This window comes from Sphingomonas sp. PAMC 26621 (genome assembly GCF_000251145.1).
Taxonomy (GTDB): Bacteria; Pseudomonadota; Alphaproteobacteria; order Sphingomonadales; family Sphingomonadaceae; genus Sphingomonas.
The window spans coordinates 1-5,171 of record NZ_AIDW01000040.1; the positions used below are offsets into that span (position 1 = coordinate 1).

The following is a 5,171-nucleotide window of genomic DNA, read 5'->3' on the forward strand; positions in this document are numbered from 1 at the left end:
CTCGATCGCGGAGCCGATGGTGGATACCACCTCACAGTTCGCTGATGTCATCATTGCCGTGCTGGGTGTTGCGGCGAGCTACGAGCGCCATCGGATCACCGAACGCACCGCTGCTGGTAGGGTCCAGGCGAAGGCCCGTGGCGTGAAGTTCGGTCGGCGTGCTGCCCTTACCTCTCACCAGCAGGCTGAGGCCCTGCGACGGCTCGCAGCTGGCGATACGCAGCGCACTGTCGCTGCCTTGCTGGGTGTCGACCAGGCGACAATATCGAGATTGTCTCGAAAGCAGGACTGAACGTCTAGAGTTGGTGGGAAGCTGACGTTAGTCATTTTCCGCCATGATGATAGCGAAGTCCATTATGGGGAATCGCAATGTCCGCCATACTCGCTGCGCTTGCGATGGGGCAGGCTGAATTTCGCCCGCTAGGCAATTGCCCCCTGATCCGACCCGTCACGTTTTTCGAGGACATGAACGCGCTCCCGGCCGAGATCAGGTCGGATATCGTAAAGCGAGCTGGCGTGATTTATCCAAGGACGGAAAAAGGTGCCACCTTCAGCGATGTACTCGGCCCGAAATCCAAGGTCGGTAAGGTCCTTATTTACGTCGCTCGCGACAACAATCAGTGGCTCGCGTCGTACATGTACGGTGGAATAGCGGTCCGGACAGTGACGGTTTCGTACATTCAAAGCGAGAGCACGACGACGACAACACCATATTTGATAGGCGCCTTAGAAGGCGACGGCTGTACCGTGGCAAATGCGTTCCTAAAGGGGGTCAGCGTGAATATGGGCTGGCAGCGTTGATGGGGCGAATGTCCGCTGTTGGGCGGTTTGCGACCGTTCGCTTCCCCGATAGCTGCTGTTGCAAAAGGGAACTCTTTCGCAACAACCGGGACGGCAGGAAGCGCCCATTTTGCGGACGGTCACCTCAGCAGTATGCTGCCTCAATGAGAACTTTCTTTTTCTTCATGGCGCTCCTTGCTACCCCCGCCGTCGCAGCGGCATCCCAAGCGCCGCTGACGGCTGCTTGCCGAATGGTCGGCGCTCAAGGATGTGCTGAGAACGGAGTTTGCATTTCGGATATGATCCGAAGTGATCTTACTATTAAATTCGATATTAAAAAAGGTCGATATAGTTCTCATTTGGGTAAAGGCCAAATCAAAGAAGTATGGGACCTTCCCGATGGCTCTCACTGGATGACACTTTCATCACCTCCCGCTCATGTTGAAATTCGTTTTATTGCTAATTGGCGCGAAGCCTTCATAGATGATGGTCGCGGAGGCAGGACGACTTATAAATGTGCGCTAACTGAATAGCCGAGCTGAAGCGATCTTCCGCTAACTACCAAATCCTGAAATCCGTGATCGGCAGCGCATCGGATTTCTGGATCACTAAAATGCCGAGATTCCTGCCGTTCCGGACGTGATGCAGAACCTGTGATTTTTGCATCAGGAACGCGGAGCGGTCGCAGAATTTATGGCTGCAAGATAATCGTAAAACTCTGGCCTCTAAGCTGACCATTGCGATGTGGAGCATAACGATTTGCCTGCGGTCCAAGGTAACAGAACAACGCCCACAGTGGTCGAAAGCCACTTTGGTAAACTTTGGCTTCGGATCGGGCTTTGGTCCTGTGGCTGGTCAATCTTTATTGCCGGAGTTGGTGCTCTGCTCGTTTTTGGCAGCATCCGGGACGCGCACTTTCGCGCCGAGCTAGCCGTCAAAGGCACCCGCGAGACTGCAATCGTCACTGACAAACTTTGCGGAAAGAGCGGCAATCCCGAGTTCCGACTTCTCCAGCAGTCTCGCGACGGGTGCGCGGCGGAGGATTATTTGCCGCGCTACATCGAAAAGAACCCGCCGGGCACCAAGGTCATTATCGCGACAATGCCTGGCCACCCACGCTTGTTCGTCATCGCACCGGGTGGCATGGTTCCTCAGCGTGACTTAACAGGAATCTGGAGCCGCTGGCTGTGGCAGACGCTCGCGCTGCTCGCGATCTACCTCCCTATCACGGCCGTTGTCCTCTGGAGACGCCATCGGCGCAGGACAATTTAAATGCAGAATGCGGATGTAGCTCTGTCCACGCATTGACGTGCTGGCTTGATGCAAAAATTTTGATTTTTGCATCAGGAATGACCGGGTTTTGTGGAGAGCGGACGTCGGCTACTTGCCCGCATGCAGGTGAACAATCGCGGGCGTAGCTCGACGGTCGGTTCCGGCCCGACCACTTCGAGGCAATTCCAGTCCGTCGCGATCATCAGGCTGAACTCTGTTCCGCCCATGAACCAGGAAAGCTCACTTTCTTGCTGCCACTTATGACCTTTGACCATGAAAGTAGTTTGGGCTGGGCGTGGCGTTTCCCCGGAGGCGGTCCAAATGTCCAGCAGCCCGTGCTCGTCTAGAACACGGAACGCCATCGGTCTCCGAACCGAAAGATGACAACGCTTTTCTTCTCGACGGAGAGGAACACGGCCTCCAGGTCACCGGCACCCAGTGACCCGCTTGCAGGAACTTCCAGCGAAAAGCCTTCGCTATGACAATCGACGATTGTTGAAGCTCCGCCGTAACTCAAGCTGACAAAGCTGAGTTCATCGTTCTCAACTGGCGTTTTCCACGGTGCAAAAACAATGGAGGGCAACGCGGCTTCGTTCGGTTGAGTCGTGGTATCCATAGGCTGATATGACTGGGATAGTGCAGGCTGCCAATGTCCGCTTGTGGTCGCTTCCTGCCGTCCCGGCTGTTGCGAAAGGGTTCCCTTTTGCGACGGCAGGAAACGCCCAATTGCGGACATCAATGGATGCTTACATAGAGCCCTGACTCGGGGTGGTTTTCAATCCAGCCGACCGCGTACTGAGCAGCGTGCGTATGTGTCTGGAACAGGTTGAAATGGGAACCGAGGCTACGGTCTCCTTGGATATTTACACCCGGAAACCGCCAGTAAGCAGTATAATTACAAGTTTTAGCTGCGGCTTCGAACCAAGAATGGTCTCCGTCCCCCTCCACAATTAGCTCTGGACGACGCGAAGCGAAATTGGTCGTGACGCATCCTGCCAATAACATCGTCAGCGTCGCCAAAAGAAGGTAACGCGATATCCGCGGATGGTGTCGAGCCATCATGCTATGTAAACGGATCGGAAGTTAATTGTCATCGATCGAATGGCAGCTCCCCACCAATTTTTGCCGTTCGCGAGCGGGCGGATCAGTATCGCGCGTCCGTCGCACCGAATGTGATTTCTGTATCACGGAACGTGCGTTTCCCGCATCGATCCGTCTCACGCAATGCGAGCCGGAAACTGCCCTTTATTGCAGTTCCGGGGGATTATCATTGCGAGCCGCTACACCTAACCGTTTGCAAAAAAAACGTCTTAGCATGGTGCTCACCTCTAGCGGTCACAGCGTATTGCCCAACTGATCGGGTGTGTCACGCACCGTCCACCTAATGGGAGCGGACTGCAACTCGGAGGGAACCGGAGTCGCAGCCCTGGCCGCAGAAATCGTGAGACGGATGCGGTTGCCGCGGGTGTACGACCCTGCGCAGCAATTACCATGGCTTATCGCAAGCTTCGCTCTCCCCGGCCGCCGTCAAGGTGGGGCCCAGGGCGGCGTCAATCATTGCGTACCAGTCCCGCCGGGCAGTGACGCTTTCCGCACCGCTTCCAAGCCAGGCTTTGACCATTGACTCGGTAGGTTCGCGCATGACTTTAATCACCGCCCGAGCGGCATCCGAATAGCTCGCCCACATAGGTTTGCCTTCGTACTGAATGTTTTCTGGGTGGCCGTCTGATTTGCAAAGTTCCCGCGCCACGCGTTCTATCATTTCCATCGCAAGTCTCACTTGTCGAGAAATGTACGACAAAGGTACGGGCTGCAGTTCGGTGGGGACCTTAATTGCAGCCCTGGCCACGCCGGTCTCGGGGGGAGTGGCGTGGTTAGCCATCGGTATACACACAATTTCAGCCCCCATAAAAGCTGGCATAGATGCCGGCTAGGCGAGAGCGCAAAACCCCCTCGCGCAAATGGCAGCGTGGCATCAACGGCTGCCACACTTCCGACCTTCCGAACGGGAATGGACCGACCAATGATATTGCGTTGCTGCTGCCGCTCGTTGACCGGCGGCCCGTAATCAATGGAAGAAGGCTTACGAGATGGGATCTTCTCGATCATGCCAGGTGAACACATTTGCGTCGTGATCGCCCTTACCGAAGTGAACCTCAAAATTGCGGCCTGCTTCCAGACATCGCACATGTGCTTCAGCCGAGGTCTTGAAGATGCCGAGGACGCGCCATGGTACCAGACGCACAACCCCCCATCCGGTTTTTTCGTCCGCCACAACTACCTCCGAACCGCAGATTTATGTATGGCTATAACTTATCAAGATTTCCACATTTAATCCGTGCCCACAACACTTATGATGTAAAGGTCACCAATCTTATCAGGGTCACTCCCTGATCAAAGGGGGGTGACCATTGAGTGCTATATTTCGACGCACCTGGCGACGTTAGCCTTTACGACGTGGATTAACCGGTGGCGACTTTGGTTCTTTTCCGGGGGCGGTTATCGGTTGAGCGCGCGTTTCCCGACCAAGGCCGATTTTCTTGGCCATTGCGCGACGGACCTCGCTGTAACTTTCCGAGACCATCGGATAATCAGCTTTCAGATTATATCGCTCCCGATACTCATCGGCAGTCAAACCCGCGGCCGTTAGATGACGCCGCAGCGCCTTGTACGGCTTGCCATCGATCATGCTGATGATGTGATCTTTGCTGGCAAGCGACTTTCGGACTGACACGGCTGGCGGATATTCGGACACGGCGGGCTCCGATCCGCCCTCAAGGAGCCCTGACGACAACCTAATAACAGCATCATACATCGATGTTAGTATGACCGGCACATCAGCAACGGTTGCCCGGTTATTAGAATTGCTAAGCCAGGCGATGGTCATACCAGCCGCCAGTTCGACAGCGGTCGTTTTCGTGGTCATGTCGTTCCTCGTACTAAGGCGCCGAACTACAATCGGCCGATACGCCGTAGGGCATTCTGCCGGCACAACAACGCTGGAGGCAATCGCCAGTTTAGGGCGGAACGCCAGTGCCCCCGAATAGTGGAGCTTGGGGTCCCCCGACCCGATGGGGTTGCCGCCGTTTCCGGACTGAGACTGCCAAGGCACACAGGGG

Annotated in this window: 7 protein-coding genes; 4 read left to right on the forward strand and 3 right to left on the reverse strand. The window is 55.5% G+C overall.

The annotated features are described in order from the left end of the window. The 4 genes from RI03_RS18970 to RI03_RS18985 all read left to right on the forward strand — a co-directional run. Positions 1–292, forward strand: a 292-nt coding sequence (locus RI03_RS18970) for a recombinase family protein (protein WP_010219247.1), incomplete at its 5' end; no start/stop codon positions are given. Between the two features lie 77 nt (positions 293–369). Beyond that, positions 370–801: a hypothetical protein gene (locus tag RI03_RS18975; protein WP_010219249.1), complete on the forward strand. Its 432-nt coding sequence runs from the start codon at positions 370–372 to the stop codon at positions 799–801. A gap of 143 nt (positions 802–944) precedes the next feature. Continuing rightward, the gene (locus tag RI03_RS23755) at positions 945–1,313 is read left to right on the forward strand and encodes a hypothetical protein (protein ID WP_170318418.1); all 369 of its coding nucleotides are present in this window, start codon (positions 945–947) and stop codon (positions 1,311–1,313) included. A gap of 211 nt (positions 1,314–1,524) precedes the next feature. Then, the gene (locus RI03_RS18985) at positions 1,525–2,052 is read left to right on the forward strand and encodes a hypothetical protein (protein WP_138995741.1); all 528 of its coding nucleotides are present in this window, start codon (positions 1,525–1,527) and stop codon (positions 2,050–2,052) included. Between the two features lie 343 nt (positions 2,053–2,395). Here the strand turns inward: RI03_RS18985 and RI03_RS23765 are convergent, their stop codons facing one another. The 3 genes from RI03_RS23765 to RI03_RS22945 all read right to left on the reverse strand — a co-directional run bounded on the left by RI03_RS23765 (position 2,396) and on the right by RI03_RS22945 (position 4,978). Beyond that, the gene (locus RI03_RS23765; protein ID WP_138995742.1) at positions 2,396–2,788 is read right to left on the reverse strand and encodes a hypothetical protein; all 393 of its coding nucleotides are present in this window, start codon (positions 2,786–2,788) and stop codon (positions 2,396–2,398) included. A 750-nt stretch (positions 2,789–3,538) separates the two neighbouring features. Further along, a complete protein-coding gene (locus RI03_RS18990) occupies positions 3,539–3,820 on the reverse strand; it encodes a hypothetical protein (protein ID WP_138995743.1) in 282 nt (93 codons plus the stop codon). A 675-nt stretch (positions 3,821–4,495) separates the two neighbouring features. Beyond that, a complete protein-coding gene (locus RI03_RS22945; protein ID WP_010219254.1) occupies positions 4,496–4,978 on the reverse strand; it encodes a MucR family transcriptional regulator in 483 nt (160 codons plus the stop codon). Positions 4,979–5,171: the final 193 nt, after the last annotated feature.